General features: G+C 58.1%; 20 protein-coding genes. 9 read left to right on the top strand and 11 right to left on the bottom strand.

Going from position 1 to position 14,268, the window contains the following annotated elements; translation table 11 throughout:
* Positions 1–18 precede the first annotated feature (18 nt).
* Together AB4P94_RS17100 and AB4P94_RS17095 are read left to right on the top strand one after the other, a co-directional pair.
* Complete coding sequence (locus AB4P94_RS17100; protein WP_395611349.1) at positions 19–333, top strand: hypothetical protein; 315 nt, start codon at positions 19–21, stop codon at positions 331–333.
* 289 nt (positions 334–622) lie between these two features.
* A complete protein-coding gene (locus AB4P94_RS17095) occupies positions 623–835 on the top strand; it encodes a cold-shock protein (protein WP_003234260.1) in 213 nt (70 codons plus the stop codon).
* A gap of 72 nt (positions 836–907) precedes the next feature.
* Here the strand turns inward: AB4P94_RS17095 and AB4P94_RS17090 are convergent, their stop codons facing one another.
* The gene (locus tag AB4P94_RS17090) at positions 908–1,228 is read right to left on the bottom strand and encodes an I78 family peptidase inhibitor (RefSeq protein WP_395606559.1); all 321 of its coding nucleotides are present in this window, start codon (positions 1,226–1,228) and stop codon (positions 908–910) included.
* 142 nt (positions 1,229–1,370) lie between these two features.
* Positions 1,371–1,679, bottom strand: a complete 309-nt coding sequence (locus tag AB4P94_RS17085) for a hypothetical protein (protein ID WP_395606558.1) — start codon at positions 1,677–1,679, stop codon at positions 1,371–1,373.
* A 155-nt stretch (positions 1,680–1,834) separates the two neighbouring features.
* On the opposite strand from AB4P94_RS17085, the gene AB4P94_RS17080 reads away from it, so the two are divergent.
* Positions 1,835–2,047 carry a hypothetical protein gene (locus AB4P94_RS17080; protein ID WP_015884938.1) on the top strand — a complete coding sequence of 71 codons (213 nt, stop codon included), beginning with the start codon at positions 1,835–1,837 and terminating at the stop codon, positions 2,045–2,047.
* A 33-nt stretch (positions 2,048–2,080) separates the two neighbouring features.
* Here AB4P94_RS17080 and AB4P94_RS17075 read toward each other — a convergent pair whose 3' ends face one another.
* The 7 genes from AB4P94_RS17075 to AB4P94_RS17045 are packed head-to-tail and all read right to left on the bottom strand — an operon-like array spanning position 2,081 to position 9,048.
* A complete protein-coding gene (locus tag AB4P94_RS17075) occupies positions 2,081–3,109 on the bottom strand; it encodes a nucleoside hydrolase (protein WP_395606557.1) in 1,029 nt (342 codons plus the stop codon).
* A gap of 26 nt (positions 3,110–3,135) precedes the next feature.
* Complete coding sequence (gene rbsD, locus AB4P94_RS17070) at positions 3,136–3,540, bottom strand: D-ribose pyranase (protein WP_395606556.1); 405 nt, start codon at positions 3,538–3,540, stop codon at positions 3,136–3,138.
* On the bottom strand, positions 3,537–4,454 hold the full coding sequence (rbsK, locus tag AB4P94_RS17065; RefSeq protein ID WP_395606555.1) for a ribokinase: 918 nt from the start codon (positions 4,452–4,454) through the stop codon (positions 3,537–3,539). Before rbsK ends, rbsD begins: the two co-directional genes overlap by 4 nt.
* Positions 4,455–4,477: 23 nt before the next feature.
* Positions 4,478–5,500 (bottom strand): LacI family DNA-binding transcriptional regulator, encoded by a 1,023-nt coding sequence (locus tag AB4P94_RS17060; RefSeq protein WP_395606554.1) that lies wholly within the window; start codon positions 5,498–5,500, stop codon positions 4,478–4,480.
* A 3-nt stretch (positions 5,501–5,503) separates the two neighbouring features.
* On the bottom strand, positions 5,504–6,481 hold the full coding sequence (locus AB4P94_RS17055) for an ABC transporter permease (RefSeq protein ID WP_395606553.1): 978 nt from the start codon (positions 6,479–6,481) through the stop codon (positions 5,504–5,506).
* A complete protein-coding gene (locus tag AB4P94_RS17050; protein WP_395606552.1) occupies positions 6,478–8,031 on the bottom strand; it encodes a sugar ABC transporter ATP-binding protein in 1,554 nt (517 codons plus the stop codon). The genes AB4P94_RS17055 and AB4P94_RS17050 overlap by 4 nt, the downstream gene beginning before the upstream one ends.
* Before the next feature lie 57 nt (positions 8,032–8,088).
* Entirely contained in the window at positions 8,089–9,048 is a 960-nt protein-coding gene (locus AB4P94_RS17045) for a sugar ABC transporter substrate-binding protein (protein WP_395606551.1), read from the bottom strand.
* A 564-nt stretch (positions 9,049–9,612) separates the two neighbouring features.
* On the opposite strand from AB4P94_RS17045, the gene AB4P94_RS17040 reads away from it, so the two are divergent.
* The 3 genes from AB4P94_RS17040 to AB4P94_RS17030 all read left to right on the top strand — a co-directional run bounded on the left by AB4P94_RS17040 (position 9,613) and on the right by AB4P94_RS17030 (position 11,830).
* Entirely contained in the window at positions 9,613–10,701 is a 1,089-nt protein-coding gene (locus tag AB4P94_RS17040) for an asparaginase (protein WP_395606550.1), read from the top strand.
* 183 nt (positions 10,702–10,884) lie between these two features.
* The gene (locus AB4P94_RS17035) at positions 10,885–11,136 is read left to right on the top strand and encodes a DUF1654 domain-containing protein (protein WP_395606549.1); all 252 of its coding nucleotides are present in this window, start codon (positions 10,885–10,887) and stop codon (positions 11,134–11,136) included.
* A 4-nt stretch (positions 11,137–11,140) separates the two neighbouring features.
* On the top strand, positions 11,141–11,830 hold the full coding sequence (locus AB4P94_RS17030; protein WP_395606548.1) for an endonuclease: 690 nt from the start codon (positions 11,141–11,143) through the stop codon (positions 11,828–11,830).
* A 30-nt stretch (positions 11,831–11,860) separates the two neighbouring features.
* Here the strand turns inward: AB4P94_RS17030 and AB4P94_RS17025 are convergent, their stop codons facing one another.
* Positions 11,861–12,226, bottom strand: a complete 366-nt coding sequence (locus AB4P94_RS17025; protein ID WP_395611348.1) for an SPOR domain-containing protein — start codon at positions 12,224–12,226, stop codon at positions 11,861–11,863.
* Positions 12,227–12,488: 262 nt separating this feature from the next.
* Between AB4P94_RS17025 and csrA the strand changes: the two genes are divergently transcribed.
* From csrA to AB4P94_RS17010, 3 genes are all read left to right on the top strand, one after another.
* Entirely contained in the window at positions 12,489–12,683 is a 195-nt protein-coding gene (gene csrA / locus AB4P94_RS17020; RefSeq protein ID WP_003192511.1) for a carbon storage regulator CsrA, read from the top strand.
* 212 nt (positions 12,684–12,895) lie between these two features.
* Complete coding sequence (locus AB4P94_RS17015) at positions 12,896–13,159, top strand: hypothetical protein (protein WP_395606547.1); 264 nt, start codon at positions 12,896–12,898, stop codon at positions 13,157–13,159.
* A gap of 94 nt (positions 13,160–13,253) precedes the next feature.
* Positions 13,254–13,535 (top strand): hypothetical protein, encoded by a 282-nt coding sequence (locus AB4P94_RS17010; protein ID WP_395606546.1) that lies wholly within the window; start codon positions 13,254–13,256, stop codon positions 13,533–13,535.
* A 21-nt stretch (positions 13,536–13,556) separates the two neighbouring features.
* Here AB4P94_RS17010 and AB4P94_RS17005 read toward each other — a convergent pair whose 3' ends face one another.
* On the bottom strand, positions 13,557–14,231 hold the full coding sequence (locus AB4P94_RS17005) for an HAD family hydrolase (protein ID WP_395606545.1): 675 nt from the start codon (positions 14,229–14,231) through the stop codon (positions 13,557–13,559).
* Positions 14,232–14,268 lie beyond the last annotated feature (37 nt).

The raw sequence follows: 14,268 nt of genomic DNA, 5'->3' as shown, positions 1-14,268 counted from the left end.
ACCCAAAGGAGCATCCACATGATGCGTTTTACCTCGACACTCGCCCTCGCCGCTTCCCTGGCCTTCCTGTCTTTCGGTGCTCAGGCAGCAGCCCCGTCGAACTGGCCAGCCGGTGCCCGCGACAGCTTTGTTAAAGACTGCAGCGGCGCCGCCCAACAGAGCGTAGATGCCAAAACCGCCAAAGATCATTGCGAATGTGGCGCAGACAAAATCAACGCCGAGTTGAGCACTGCCGAAATCAAAGAACTCATGACCAACCAGAACGCCAGCCAGGAGCTTAAAAACAAAGCAGTCGCGGCTATTTCGTCCTGCAAAGTCGTGAAGAAAAAGTAAGATTGACCAAGGTTCAGGCAAGCATTTGGCTGGAAAAACGGCCTGAAAACTGCCATTTCTCACAAATTACGCAGCTTTTACGGCTTTTTTTAACAGTCGATATTTTGTGCCAAAGCCCCGTAGATCGGGGCTTACAGCCGATCAAGGCATTAAACGCAACGCTATTGATTAGCAAACAATGCCTTGGGGGGGCTCCCAAGCCGAACATTTCGACTATGATAGCCCGGTGTGCCCAGTTGGCCTGAGCAGCACAGCACTACTGAAAATATATGTTTCTTGGAGATACACCATGTCTAATCGCCAAACCGGCACCGTTAAATGGTTCAACGATGAAAAAGGCTTCGGCTTCATCACTCCTCAAGGTGGCGGTGACGACCTGTTCGTACACTTCAAAGCTATCGAAAGCGACGGTTTCAAAAGCCTGAAAGAAGGCCAAACCGTTTCCTTCGTGGCTGAGAAAGGCCAAAAGGGTATGCAAGCTGCACAGGTTCGCGGCGAGTAATTCTCCGCTGAGCTAAAAAAACCCCGTCCATGTGACGGGGTTTTTTATGGGTGCTGCAAAAGCTGTGGTGTTTCAGCCGCAGTTGACCCGCGTGATTACCAGCTTGTCATCGGTGTTCAGGTTCAAGCGATCGGAGCGGTATTCAAGGGTGACCATGTCATTGGGTTTGAGAATGCGTGCATTCTGCGCACCGGAACGAGCACGTGCCTGCTCCAGCAACTGGGGAGAGGCGGTTTGACCGACTGCGAACTCGGCAGCCTTTGACTCACAGCGACCACTGCCTGCTTCGGTCACGGCGGCGTCTTTAGCTGGCACAGAGGCACCCGGGGTGCTGCAACCCGCCAACGCGAGTGCTGCCAACAAAGTACCGAATGATGCGAGCTTCCAAGGCATGAAGCCTCCTATGATAAAAATGGACAGAGATCGTGCGACAGCTATATGTCGGATTGGTTTCAAGACGTAAACCGCACAGGGCAAGTCTGCCTGACTCTCAAGCGGCGTTCGTCCAGTCAATCGTGACCAGATATGAACGTGCTCAATAGATATCGATGTAGTCGAACGCAGGTTTCGGCCAGTTCTGCTGCAAGGCATTGAAAATCTGCGTGACCCATACTTCGTCGCTCGCGGCCACGTTACCGACATAACCGGAGCCCTTGGCCCAGGTTTCAAGGCGAAACAGCAGCCCTTCGATCTCTACACCCCCCACGACGCTGCCGGAAGAGATATAGGCGATGCCCTCCTTGGTCACTCTCAGCTGGGTATGCTCATCGTCGCTGGCGCTGGCGATCAATTGGCGCACGGCGGCCAGCGTCAGGTTTTCGGGGTTGTTCAAATCGATCTGCACGCGGTGTTTCCCGGCAATTGGACAGGGGCACAGTGTCGCACAGCACTCCCTTCATGCCTAAGTCGCAGTGCCAAACACCGCGCAAAATGGTTAACTGCCGGGGTGAAAACCGCGTTTTAGCGCATTGCCCCGTACTTCCAGCTCGCGAGACACCCATGACCACTGTAACCCTGCAAGCCGACATCAAAGCCAAGTGGCCCCAAGGACAAAGCTCCTACAGCCCCGGAAGCCCGGAGGAGCTGGCAATCATTGGTATCGACCTGCTGGTCAAGGAACTGGGGACCCAGGCTGCGCAAGCGTTCATCGGCCAGATTTTCGAGAAATACCCGGCGGATCACATGGGGGCTCATAACCCCGAGCGCGAATAAGAACCGGTCGGCGAGCACCGACCGGCACACACGTTATTTCAAGCGCGCGAGGCGTTCGGTCAGCAGATCGAAAAAGCCCTGGGCGTTGCCGTTCTCAACCCAGAACGCATTCTTCGGCTGTTTCAGGCCATCGTACCAGTCGACGATGGTCTGCCCGAAGGTCGGGCCTTCGCGGCTGTCTACCACAACGTTGACGTCGCGGCCGGTGAACAGCTCGGGTTTGAGCAAATAGGCAACCACTGTGGCGTCGTGTACTGGGCCACCCGGAATACCGTAGTGCTCCATATCACCTTTGACGTATTCGTTGAGAATACTGCTGACGACCTTGCTCGCATTGTTGTTCAGATCCGCGATCTTCTTCAGGCGAGCCTCGCTGGTCAGGACCTTATGGGTCACGTCCAGCGGCAGGTAAGTTAGCTTCACGCCGCTTTTAAGCACAATCTCCGCCGCCACCGGGTCGGCAAACAGGTTGAATTCCGCCACCGGCGTGATGTTGCCGCCGTTGAAGTGCGCGCCACCCATCACCACCACTTCCTTGATGCCTTGGGTGATTTCCGGGGCCTGGGTCAGTGCCAGTGCCAGATTGGTTTGCGGGCCGAGCATGGCAATGGTGATGCTGTGCGGCTTGGCGGTGCTCAGAGTCTTGATCAGGTAATCAACCGCATTGCCTTCGGCCAGGCCTTTTTTCGGCTCATGCACCGTCACGCCCGAGATGCCTTCCTTGCCATGAATGTTCTCGGCGTAGATCGGCTTGCGCAGCAGCGGCGCGGGAGCCCCTGCGTACACCGGGATGTCCTCGCGCCCTGCCCACTCACGGGCCAGGCGCGCGTTGCGGGAGGTTTTGTCCAGGCGCACGTTACCGGCGACGGTGGTCAGCGCACGGATGCTCAGTTCTTCAGGGGACGCCATGGCGAAGAGCAAGGCGACCACATCATCGGCACCCGGATCGGTGTCGATGATCAGGTCGATTTTTTCCGCCGAGTGGGCGCTGGCTGCAGTGAGTGCGGACAAAAGCAGGACACTCCGAAACAGGTTTTTCAAGGTTGGAAGACCACGTTGCATGAAACACTCCTTGTCGTAGGGAATCGCTAGAACGTAACGCCGGAGACCAGCGCGATATTGCAGTAGGGCTGGCATTCGCCTGTGCGAACGACGGCACGAGCCCTGCGGCTCAATTGCTTGAACTCCTCATGGCTGACCAGCCGGCGTTCACCTAAAGCCGCCTGCTCAGTCAAAGTGTTGAGGTCTGTCAGCGCCGGCGGCTGCTTGAGCAGGATTTCTTCCGCCAGCACGTGGCTTTCCACCTGCATCTCGCTGAGCACAATGCGCAAGGTGCTGATGAAATCCGGAATGCCCTGGGTCAGCGCCAGATCGATCAATTCGACGCCCGGCGGCACCGGCAGGCCGGCATCACCAATGACCAGGATGTCGCCGTGCCCCAAGGACGCAATCACGCGCGAAAGGGCGATATTGAGCAGAGGTGTCTTTTTCATGAGGGCACAAAACCTTGAACGTCGTGCAGCGTAGGAATAGAGGGTTGTGCACCGGCACGGGTCACCGATAATGCCGCTGCGACCTGGCCGAACCGGATGGCCTCGGCTTCGCTTTTGCCATCAGCCAGTGCGGCGGCGAAACCGCCGACAAAGGTGTCACCGGCAGCCGTGGTGTCCACCGCCTTGACCTTTGGCGCGGCCAGGTGCTCAAAGCTTTGGCCATCGGCGAATAAAGCGCCTTGCGAACCCAGAGTGATGATGACCTTGCCTGCTCCGGCCTTGATCAACCGAGTTGCAGCGAGCTTGGCACTGTCGAGGGAGTCGACCGTTATACCGCTCAAGGCGGTGGCTTCACTTTCGTTGGGAATCAGGTAATCGACCGAGGCGTACCATTCGGCCGGCAACGGTCCGCTGGCAGGCGCCGGGTTCAGGATCACCGTCTTGCCCAGCTCACGGCCGCGCTTGAGCGCATGACCGACAGTGTCCATCGGCACTTCCAGCTGGCAGACAATCACGTCGGCAGCCTGCAACACTACGTCAGCCGCCTGCAACGAAGCAGGCGTCAGCTCACCATTGCTGCCGGCTACGATCACAATTGCGTTCTGGCTGCTGTCATCGACAACGATCAGCGCCACACCGCTGGAGCCTTCCACGGTGCTGACGGCCTGACAATCAATGCCTTCCACCAACAGGGCATCACGCAATTGGGTGCCGTAGGCATCGGTGCCGACGCACCCGATCATCGCCACATCAGCGCCCAGACGCGCCGACGCCACCGCCTGGTTAGCCCCCTTACCGCCAGGAACGGTGGAGAACGTCTGGCCAATCAGGGTTTCACCGGCACGCGGCAACCGGCTGGCGCGGGTGACCAGGTCCATGTTCAAGCTGCCTATTACCACTACTTTTGCTGGCATACATCAGTACTCATCAATTCGGTTCAGCGGTATTGGGCGAACACACCGGCAAACGGCGCCGTGGACTCACGCAATACGATGCTCGGCGTCACGATGCGCTGATCGATCGGCAGTTGGGGTGTCGCAATTCTTTGCAATAAAAGCTCGGCCGCCGTCTCGCCCAACTGCACGATCGATTGCCCGACCGTGGTCAACGCGGGGTACACGTAGCGGCCCATTTGAATGTCATCAAAACCGATCACCGACAGCTCGCCCGGCACGCGGATATTGCGTTCTGCAGCAGCGCGCAATACGCCGAAACCAATCATGTCGTTGCTGGCGAAAATCGCGCTGGGCGGGTTGTCCGCCAGCAGCTGCACCGCTGCGGCATAACCGCCCGTGCTGGTGAAGTCGCTTTCGCGGGTACGGTCGGGCCTCACCTCCACACCCGCTTCACGCAGCGCGCGGTGATAGCCCGCCAGACGCATTTGCGCCACGCGGGTATGAGCAGGGCCGCCTATGCAGGCGATATCCCGATGGCCCAGCTCAAGCAAATGCCGGGTCGCCAGGTAAGCGCCCTCCTCGTGGTCGATACGCACCAGGTCCACATCAATCCCATCCAGCGCCCGGTCTACAATCACCATGGGCGTGCGCACGGCACTCAAGCCTGCGGCGAGGCCGCTGTCGTCGCCGCCCACGGAAGTCACAATCAAGCCGTCGATGCGCTTTTCCAGCAACACGCGCAGGTAACTGCGCTGCTTTTCAGCGTTGTCGTCAGAGTTGCACAGGATCACGCAGTAGCCATTGCGTTCACAGTAATCCTCGATGCCGCGAGCCAATTCCGCAAAGTACGGGTTGAGGCTGTTGGGCACCAGCAGGCCGATGGTCGCAGTGGTCTTGGCCTTGAGCGAGCGCGCTACTGCGCTCGGCACATAGTCCAACTGCTTGATAGCCGCTTCGACCTTGATCCGCACAGGCTCGCTGACCGGGCGCGTCTTGTTCACCACATGGGAGACGGTGGTGTAGGAAATACCCGCAAGCGCTGCCACATCCTTGATCGTTGCCATGGCTTAGCCCCGCCGGCTGGCGCGCTGGCTGCGGTAGGTATCCAGAACCACCGCAATCACGATCACGGCACCGGTGATAATGCGTTTGGTGGGCTCCGTGGCGCCAATTTGCGCAAGGCCGGCGGCCAGTACCGAAATGATCAATACACCAAAGAAAGTACTGATAACCGAGCCGCGCCCGCCCATCAGGCTGGTGCCGCCGATGACCACAGCCGCGATCACCTGCAATTCCAGGCCGGAGCCGGCATTCGGGTCCGCCGCTTCCAGGCGTGAAATCTGAAACAGTGCCGCCACACCGGCCAGCAGGCCCATCAGGCTGAATACCAGGATTTTGTAGGGCTTTGGGTTGATCCCGGCCAGGCGCACAGCTTCTTCGTTGGTGCCGATACCGATCAGGTAACGGCCAAACACGGTACGCGTCAATACAAGCTGCGCAGCGATGATCACCAGCAAGGCAATGATAAAGGACGGCGAAATACCGAAGGCCACCGGGTTGGACAGCCAGGCAAACGAGTCACCGATGTAGGCCGTACGCGAGCCGGTCATCTGGTAGGCCACGCCACGTGCCATTTCGAGCACGCCCAGGGACACGATAAACGACGGAATGCGCCAGGCCACGGTGATCGACCCGGTGACGGTACCGGCCAATGCCGCGCAACCCATTCCGAGCAAGGCGGCCGGCAACACGCTCCAGCCCCAACCGAGAATGGCCACGCTGACCGCCGACGCCGCCAGGGCCAGCACCGAGCCCACCGACAGGTCGATGCCGCCAATGATCAAGACAAAGGTCATGCCGACTGCCAGCACCATCAGGTCAGGGATCTGGTTGGCCAGCGTGCTGAAGGTGTCGTAGGACAGGAAGTGATCGCTCAGCACCGAAAACAGCGCAATCATCGCCAGCAAGGCACCGGCCAGCCCCAGATAGGTACCCAGGCCGTAGAAGTTGCCACCCGCTTTACCGGGGGAATGTGTGGTTTTCATGGGGTTTCCCTAAGCACTGCGTCGTTGAGCAGCGCATCACGTTTTTGATAGCCGGCAAACGCGGCGGCGAGCAATTCGTCCTGGGTCCAGCTGTCGCGCTCGAAGGTCTCGATCAGACGCCCGGCGGACAATACGCCGATGCGATCACAGATCAGCATCAGCTCGCGCAGGTCACTGGACACCACCACCAGCGCTTTGCCCTGGCGAGTCAGTTCGCCGAGCAAGGCATAAATATCGAACTTGGCACCCACGTCGATGCCTCGGGTCGGTTCATCGAACAACATCACCGCGCAGTCACGTTCCAGCCAGCGACCAATCACGACTTTTTGCTGGTTACCGCCCGAAAGCTCGGAAACCAGTTGGGCCGGGCTGGAACTGCGAATACGCATGGCATCGACCTGGCGCTTGGCCAAGGCCGTTTCGTCGCGACTGTTCACCACGCCGCCACCGGAAATTTTCGGCATGTTACCCAAGGCAATGTTGGCGCTGATCGATTGAGTCAGCAGCAAACCTTCGCCCTTGCGGTCTTCGGTGATCAGGGCAATGCCATGGCCTACCGCGTCCACGGGCGACCGAATACTCACTACCTTGGCCGGCGAGCCGAGGGCCACGGTACCGCTGTCGGCAATGTCGGCACCGAAGATCAGGCGCAACAACTCAGTACGGCCGGCGCCGATCAGGCCGGAGATGCCGTAGATTTCACCGGCACGCACTTCAAAGGAAACGTCGCGAACCTTGTCCGAACGGGTCAGCCCCGTCACCGTCAAAGCTGGGGCGCCGATAGTGCGCGGGCCCAGGTCAATCTGCTCGCCCAGTTCGCGACCGACCATCAAGGTGACCAGTTGCTCGCTGTTGTAATTGGCCATCGGCTCGACGCAGACCAGCTTGCCATCACGCAATACTGCAATGCGTTGGGCGACACGGGCCAGCTCTTCGAGCCGATGTGAAATATAAATGATCGCCACGCCCCGGGCTTGCAGGCGGGTGATTTGTTCAAACAGCATCTCGACTTCCCGGGCCGTCAGCATGGCCGTGGGTTCGTCAAGGATCAGTACATGGCAGTCGCCGATCAGGTTACGGGCGATTTCGACCATTTGTTGGTGGCCGATGCCCAGGCTGCCAACCAGGGTGTCCGGGTCGATCGCATCCAGGCCGACCTGGGCCATGGCCTCGATCGCAGCTTTACGCAGTTGCTTGCGGCTGATCCAGCCGCCGTGACTGGGCAGGTTATCCAGGAACAGGTTTTCGGCCACGGTCAGGGTTGGCAACAGGTTGAGTTCCTGCATGACCATGCGCACGCCCAGCCCTTCGGCCTGGGTGCGGCTGCCCGGACGGTAATCCTGGCCATTGAACTGCATGTGCCCGGCGGTCGGCGTGACCAGCCCGCCGATGATTTTCGACAACGTGCTTTTACCTGCGCCGTTCTCACCGGTCAGCGCCAGCACTTCCCCGCGATTGAGCGTCAGAGTGATGTCGGACAGAACCGGTTGGGCATAGGTCTTGCCGATACCGCTGACCGAGAGGACAGCGTTCGGGGCGGAAGATGACATAGGAAAATCTCCAGGCGCCCGCTCAGGACGAGCGGGCGCTGTTGGGTGCTGCCAGGATTACTTCTTGAGGACGAGTTCGACCGGGGTTTCGATCATGCCGTCAACCGCATCGACTTTTTCACCCTTGACCAGCTTCAGCGCGTTCTGGATACCGAACACCGCTTGCTGGGCGGCAGCCTGGTCGGCAGTCGCGAGTACACGGCCGTCCTGCAGCATCGGCTTGATGGCTTCGATGTTGTCGTAGCCTACAACCAGTACCTTGCCCGCCTTGCCTGCGCCACGCACGGCAGAGACAGCACCGAGGGCCATGTTGTCATTGCCGGCCAGCAGGGCCTTGATGTTCGGGTTGGCCTGGAGCATTGCGGCGGCGATGGCGTTGCCCTTGTCGATTTCCCACTCACCGGACTGGGTGGAAACGATCTTCATGCCGGCAGCGTCCATCGCATCCTTGAAGCCTGCGGTGCGTTGCTGGGCATTGGTGGTGGTGGACACGCCTTCGATGATGGCAACCTCATCGCCCTTCGTGAGGTGTTTGGCGAGTTCTTCACCCACCAGACGAGCGCCTTTGCGGTTGTCTGGCCCCACGAACGGGATATCCAGGGATTTGCTTTTCAGGACGTCCACATCAAGGCGGTTGTCGATGTTGACTACCTTGATGCCTTTATCGGAGGCCTTCTTGAGCACGGTGACCAGCGCCTTGGAGTCGGCCGGCGCGATCACGATCGCGTTGACCTTGGCGAGGATCATCTGGTTGACGATATCGATCTGCGCACTGGTATCGGTTTCGTTCTTGATCCCGTTGGTGATCATGTCGAAATCGGCGGCATGTTCTTTCTGGTACGTCTTGGCACCGTCTTGCATGGTGACAAAGAATTCGTTGGCGAGGGATTTCATGACCAGGCCGATCTTGGGCTTGGCGGCAGCGTCATCGGCAAATGCAGAGGAGAGAGGCAGGGCAGCGGATGCGGCAGCAAGCACAGCGACAGCAAGAAGACGTCCGGCGAATGGCAGCTTCATGGGTTCACTCCGATCTTATGATTATTGTGGGCAACGCTTGCACCGAAGAACGCTTCGGCAGCCCTCCCACCCGGGTGACTGATACGAGCTGTCACGCGACTCCAGGAGTACGCCGGAAACATCTCGCAAACGTTTGCGTTATTCAAACTATGAGAACCTTGTCGAGATTTGTCAACGAGAGAAAACCACCTTTCATCCAGGCCCTCCCGGCTACACCGTTAAGCCATTCAGCTGAAACGATTAAACATCACCTTCCTCTCGTCGTTCTTTAAAACGACAGGCTGCAAGAGACCCTTCATACAACGCAGCGTCGGTATTTCATCATGGTTTTCGGGCAACCGAACGCAATACCGAACCACCGTTCGGAAAGCCGGACAACGCCGTACCGAGGCATTTCAAAAAATCACATTTAATTGTTTTAAATCAATTGCTTAACTAAAAAACACAAACACAATCAGCTTGGTACAAATCCTGCTCTTTCTCAGCACCTCGTGGCATTCAAAAACGCCCGGGTGTTCTAGATGAACCTGCTACCGCACTCATCAAAAACCAGAGAGAAAAATAATGAAATCTGCATTGAAGAACATTGTTCCGGGCGCCCTCGCCCTTCTGCTGCTGTTCCCCGTTGCCGCCCAGGCAAAGGACGTTGAAACCAAAACCAAGCTCTCCAATGTGGTGATTCTCGCCACCGGCGGCACCATTGCTGGCGCCGGCGCCAGTGCGGCCAACAGTGCCACGTACCAGGCGGCCAAAGTCGGCATCGAACAACTGATCGCCGGCGTTCCTGAGCTTAGCCAGATTGCCAATGTACGCGGCGAGCAAGTGATGCAAATTGCGTCCGAAAGCATCAACAACGAAAACCTGCTGCAACTGGGTCGGCGTGTGGCCGAACTGGCCGACAGCAAGGACGTGGACGGTATCGTGATCACCCACGGCACCGACACGCTGGAAGAAACCGCTTATTTCCTGAACCTGGTGGAAAAAACCGACAAGCCAATCGTGGTCGTCGGTTCCATGCGCCCAGGTACCGCAATGTCGGCTGACGGCATGCTGAACCTGTACAACGCCGTGGCCGTCGCGGGCAGCAAAGACGCACGCGGCAAAGGCGTGCTGGTGACCATGAACGACGAAATCCAGTCGGGTCGCGATGTCAGCAAGATGATCAACATCAAGACCGAAGCATTCAAGAGCCCGTGGGGCCCGCTGGGCATGGTGGTTGAAGGCAAATCCTACTGGTTCCGCCTGCCTGCCAAGCGCCACACCCTGGACTCCGAATTCGACATCAAGACCATCAAGAGCCTGCCCGACGTGGAAATCGCCTACGGCTACGGCAACGTAAGCGACACCGCCGTCAAAGCCCTGGCCCAAGCCGGCGCCAAAGCCATCATCCATGCCGGTACCGGCAATGGCTCGGTGTCCTCCAAAGTCGTCCCTGCCTTGCAAGAGTTGCGCAAGCAAGGCGTGCAGATCATTCGCTCTTCCCACGTCAACGCCGGCGGCTTCGTTCTACGCAACGCCGAACAGCCTGACGACAAGTACGACTGGGTTGTCGCACACGACCTGAACCCACAGAAAGCACGGATCCTGGCCATGGTTGCCTTGACCAAGACCCAGGACAGCAAAGAACTGCAACGGATGTTCTGGGAATACTGATTCCTGGTGACGTCCTTGTAGAGGCGGGCCTTGCTCGCCTCTACATTCTCGCGAGCCTCCCCCCTTGCGCCTCACACCAAAATGCCTTGGTCGCCGTCAGAAGAACTACCAGAACTTTAAGTAGTTGCGAAATTGCCCACAGTTAAATACTGTATGCACGTACAGCAAACCAAGGAATACTCCGTGGCAAAGTCTTCTTCCGCAACACCCACCCCGCCTGACGCCTACGAACGCCTTGCCCTTCGTGTGCAGAAAATCATCAACTCAACGAATGCCCAAAAATCCAAGGCGGCCTTGATCTTCCGTTTGCCGGATGAGCCCGAGGATGAATGGGCACGTTTGCTGGAAGAAATTGCAGAGAACGACAACGTCACCCTCGCCTATCGGGATGACGGCGGCGTGCAGATTTTCTGGGTTGTACCAAAGGAAGATTGATTCAATGATTGCCCGCTTTATCGCTGTGTTTTGCCTGCTGTTTGCTGTTACCGCCCATGCTCAGGCGCCTCGTACGTTCAGCGAGGCCAAAAAAGTCGCCTGGAAGCTCTACGCCCCGCAATCCACCGAATTTTATTGTGGCTGCAAGTACACCGGCAACCGCGTGGACCTGAAAGCCTGTGGCTACGTTCCGCGCAAAAACGCCAGCCGCGCCGCACGCATCGAATGGGAACACATCGTCCCCGCCTGGCAGATCGGGCATCAACGCCAGTGCTGGCAGGACGGTGGACGCAAGAACTGCACGCGCCGTGATGACGTGTTCAAACGCGCCGAGGCCGACCTGCATAACCTCGTGCCCAGCATCGGCGAGGTCAATGGCGACCGAAACAACTTCAGTTTTGGTTGGTTGCCCGCTCAACGCGGGCAATATGGCTCATGCTTGACCCAGGTGGACTTCAAGGCCAAAAAGGTCATGCCACGCCCGTCGATTCGAGGGATGATCGCCCGCACGTACTTCTACATGAGCAAACAATACGGTTTGCGCCTGTCAAAACAGGACCGTCAATTGTATGAAGCCTGGAACAAGACCTACCCGGTGCAGGCGTGGGAGCGCCAGCGTAACCAGACGGTGGCCTGTGTGATGGGGCGCGGCAACGAATTTGTCGGCCCGGTGAACCTGAAAGCCTGCAGCTGAAAATGGGCGGGAACCCCGCCCAGCCTGCGCCTACTGCGAAGCCTTGTGCTCGACGACCTCGGATTCGGTGTCGCTTTTCTTGGCGCGAGCCATTTTCTCATTCAACTGCGCTTGTTTGGCCTCGGCTTCAGCCTTGCTGGCGAACGGCCCCAGATAGACTTCGTCCTTGCCGTCGACCTTCGCGATATAAAAATTGAAACCGTGTTCCAGCAACCACGCGGTCAGGTCGGTGATCGCCTGCAACTTGTGGTCCGGCGGGCCGACCCACACATCCCATTCCTGGGCGGCAATCGCTCCGGTTTGCGGCTGGCTTTCGGTCACGGCAGGCTTGGCCTTTGGCGTATCGACGCTTTTACCTTCACCGCAACCGGCCAATGCCAACACCGCAATTGCCATCGCTACTTTACGCACAGCCCTGCTCCTTTGAGGATAAAGAGGCAACTTTATCATTCACTGTCTATTCTGGCCGTCATAAACGTTGGCTTAAACAATGCGAATGATGTATCGCAGACCTGTATGATGCCGCCATGGGAATTAATGTCGCCTCTATGCGTCCTAAAAGAGGCAGTCACAGGGAAGCGCTTAGCAGTAAGCTACACACATCCGACACCTGCCCTGTCTGAAACATGTGTCCTTAAAAGTAATCAAGGAGAAGTCCATGCTTATACTCACCCGCAAAGTCGGTGAAAGCATAAACATCGGTGATGACATCACGATCACCATCCTGGGCGTCAGCGGCCAGCAAGTACGAATCGGCATCAACGCACCCAAGGATGTTGCCGTGCATCGCGAGGAGATTTACCAGCGCATCCAGGCAGGCCTGACTGCTCCGGACAAAAACCAGACGCCTTGAAGCACTCTCAGTAGCCAGCCCTTTCGTTCACTGTAACGGCTGGCGAAAACCCTTTTGGCCTGCTCCGCGCGTTCACGCGTGACCAGCGCACCTTGCGATCCCCTGCACCGCTGAAAGATGAAACTATCTTTATGTCTGGAACTTGTTACATATTTTGTAGCCGAACCTCCTGACTAATGCCTTGCCATCCGAGCGAATTCAGGAGTACGCCGATGAGGCCTGCGATAAGGCAACCCCTTGTGTCCAGATCCTGGATGATCGTCCTGTTGATCGGGCTGGTTTTTGTGGCACTGGGGTATGGCTTGAAATTCGAAATTGAAGGTGTTCGCGACCCCGGCAAACGCTCATGGCTGGACCTGGCGCTGTTTCTGAGTGGCTACCTGTTTGTGTTCTGCCTCAAGCCAATGCAGAAAGTCGTCCTGCGTAAACTGTCCCAGCGCGCCGATCACCGTACCCATCAGAAAATCGCACGATAACCCCCAGATGCCGGCAATCGGATTATCGGTATGTACAGCCGCGCAGCACGATCTATGCTAGGGCTTGCACGGTCAGTGAGAGGCGCCAACGCAGATGGACACTCTTAGTAAATCCGAAATCGAGTCTGCCTTGGCTTCCCGCCTGCCCAGCTACAGTGTCACCTGTACGCTACATGCCGACGGCACGCTGTCTGCCGTCCTCAGCGGCCCGGAAACCGATCATTTTGCAATTACCGGAATTGTTCGCGCGCACTATCGCGGCGCAGAGGCAATTGCCCGGCTCGCCAACGAGATACTCCGAGAAATGGTGCTGTCGCGCCAAGGCATGAAAAGCAGCCGGCTCCAGGCATCCTCGGATTCGACCTCCTGCAAATGAGGCCTCAACCGCTTCCTGTCATCACACCAGACACTGCAAACGCAATAAGCCATCAGCGTCACGACTTACCTGCAGCGTGTCATAGGCCTCAATACAGGCATGTGCGGTCGCCATCGGCTGCAAATGCGTTGAGGTCACCACCAACACTTGCGCGCCCGCGGCCTCTCCCGCCTGAATCCCCACCGCTGCATCTTCGAATACCAGGCAATCCTGCACCGGCACGCCCAAACGCTGCGCACCCAGCAGGTAACAGGCCGGGTCGGGCTTGCCTTTGGCTACATCCTCAGCCGTCACCAGCACAGCCGGGGGCGCGATACCCGCCGCTTGCAGGCGACGCAACGCCAGTTCCCTGGGTGCTGACGTGACCAGCGCCCACTGATCGGCGGGCAGTTGGTTCAAAAATGCGTTGGCGCCGGGAATCGCCACGATGCCCTCGACGTCATTGATCTCAGCCTCAGTAATCCACTGCGCTTCCACATCAGGGTCGACACCGGGTAACGCCTGGCGAGTGATCGTGTCAATCGCACGGGCTCCATGGATGGTCTTGAGAAATGCCGCCACATCCAGGCCGTGGCGTTCTGCCCAGAGGCTCCATACGCGCTCGGCAGCGGCAATGGAGTTGAGCAAAGTGCCGTCCATATCAAACAGAAAGGCGCGGTAACGCTGGGTAAATACGGCGGGGCCTTGGGTGGACACTGCTGAGTTTTCCTTTTGGTCGGTAACAAAGGCTGAC

The sequence above is a fragment of the Pseudomonas sp. B22129 genome (assembly GCF_044218875.1).
Lineage (GTDB): Bacteria > Pseudomonadota > Gammaproteobacteria > Pseudomonadales > Pseudomonadaceae > Aquipseudomonas.
This window is presented reverse-complemented; position numbering and strand designations above follow the sequence as displayed.

Bases quoted from the DNA above. Each gene is read 5' to 3' on its own strand.
- AB4P94_RS17080 (WP_015884938.1), top strand. From the start codon at position 1,835: ATGACCACTGTAACCCTGCAAGCCGACATCAAAGCCAAGTGGCCCCAA.
- rbsD (WP_395606556.1), bottom strand. From the start codon at position 3,540: ATGAAAAAGACACCTCTGCTCAATATCGCCCTTTCGCGCGTGATTGCG.
- AB4P94_RS17045 (WP_395606551.1), bottom strand. From the start codon at position 9,048: ATGAAGCTGCCATTCGCCGGACGTCTTCTTGCTGTCGCTGTGCTTGCT.
- csrA (WP_003192511.1), top strand. From the start codon at position 12,489: ATGCTTATACTCACCCGCAAAGTCGGTGAAAGCATAAACATCGGTGAT.
- AB4P94_RS17095 (WP_003234260.1), top strand. From the start codon at position 623: ATGTCTAATCGCCAAACCGGCACCGTTAAATGGTTCAACGATGAAAAA.
- AB4P94_RS17060 (WP_395606554.1), bottom strand. From the start codon at position 5,500: ATGGCAACGATCAAGGATGTGGCAGCGCTTGCGGGTATTTCCTACACC.
- AB4P94_RS17090 (WP_395606559.1), bottom strand. From the start codon at position 1,228: ATGCCTTGGAAGCTCGCATCATTCGGTACTTTGTTGGCAGCACTCGCG.
- AB4P94_RS17025 (WP_395611348.1), bottom strand. From the start codon at position 12,226: ATGGCAATTGCGGTGTTGGCATTGGCCGGTTGCGGTGAAGGTAAAAGC.
- AB4P94_RS17030 (WP_395606548.1), top strand. From the start codon at position 11,141: ATGATTGCCCGCTTTATCGCTGTGTTTTGCCTGCTGTTTGCTGTTACC.
- rbsK (WP_395606555.1), bottom strand. From the start codon at position 4,454: ATGCCAGCAAAAGTAGTGGTAATAGGCAGCTTGAACATGGACCTGGTC.
- AB4P94_RS17075 (WP_395606557.1), bottom strand. From the start codon at position 3,109: ATGCAACGTGGTCTTCCAACCTTGAAAAACCTGTTTCGGAGTGTCCTG.
- AB4P94_RS17015 (WP_395606547.1), top strand. From the start codon at position 12,896: ATGAGGCCTGCGATAAGGCAACCCCTTGTGTCCAGATCCTGGATGATC.
- AB4P94_RS17100 (WP_395611349.1), top strand. From the start codon at position 19: ATGATGCGTTTTACCTCGACACTCGCCCTCGCCGCTTCCCTGGCCTTC.
- AB4P94_RS17010 (WP_395606546.1), top strand. From the start codon at position 13,254: ATGGACACTCTTAGTAAATCCGAAATCGAGTCTGCCTTGGCTTCCCGC.
- AB4P94_RS17050 (WP_395606552.1), bottom strand. From the start codon at position 8,031: ATGTCATCTTCCGCCCCGAACGCTGTCCTCTCGGTCAGCGGTATCGGC.
- AB4P94_RS17055 (WP_395606553.1), bottom strand. From the start codon at position 6,481: ATGAAAACCACACATTCCCCCGGTAAAGCGGGTGGCAACTTCTACGGC.
- AB4P94_RS17040 (WP_395606550.1), top strand. From the start codon at position 9,613: ATGAAATCTGCATTGAAGAACATTGTTCCGGGCGCCCTCGCCCTTCTG.